Source organism: Paraburkholderia sp. BCC1884 (assembly GCF_900996225.1).
In the GTDB taxonomy this organism is placed as follows: Bacteria; Pseudomonadota; Gammaproteobacteria; order Burkholderiales; family Burkholderiaceae; genus Paraburkholderia.
This window is the reverse complement of the sequence record NZ_CAAJGL010000149.1, coordinates 1-483: the sequence shown is the minus strand read 5'-3', so window position 1 is coordinate 483 and position 483 is coordinate 1. Positions and strand designations below refer to the sequence as shown.

Genomic DNA, 483 nt, shown 5'->3' with positions numbered 1-483 from the left:
AGGCGGAAGGCATGTGCGGGCAGGCCACGGCATAGAGCACCGTGGTCGGCATGTGCAGCTCGCTGAGGAAGGCGTTGACCGAGGGCCACCAGATCGGCACGCCGTCGCGGTCGACGATCAGCCGGTGCGCGTCGTCCTTGTAGCTGCCGTAGTCGACGAACAGGGTGCTCGCGCCGTGCGAGACATAGGCCTCGCGCAGCCGCTCGACCAGGGCCGGCGACCAGACCGAATCGTTGTCGCCGTACATCCACAGCGAGGGCACCTGGGTCTTTTCGCCGTAGGTGTCGAAGGCGCTCACCAGGTTCTTCTGCCAGCCGTCGCAGAGATCCTGGCGCAGGCCGCCGGAGAAGTTGATGATGCCCTTCACGCCCTTGGCCGCGACCGTGCCGTAGGCCAGCGAGACCAGCCCGCCGTGCGAGGTGCCGGCCACCACGATGCGGTTGGCGTCCACGTAGGGCTGCTTCGCCATGTAGTCGACCGTGG

Annotated in this window: 1 protein-coding gene; it reads right to left on the bottom strand. The window is 67.5% G+C overall.

Going from position 1 to position 483, the window contains the following annotated elements:
* Positions 1-483 (bottom strand): dienelactone hydrolase family protein (locus FQ705_RS32530; RefSeq protein WP_186308102.1); only part of this gene is annotated, 483 nt, incomplete at both ends.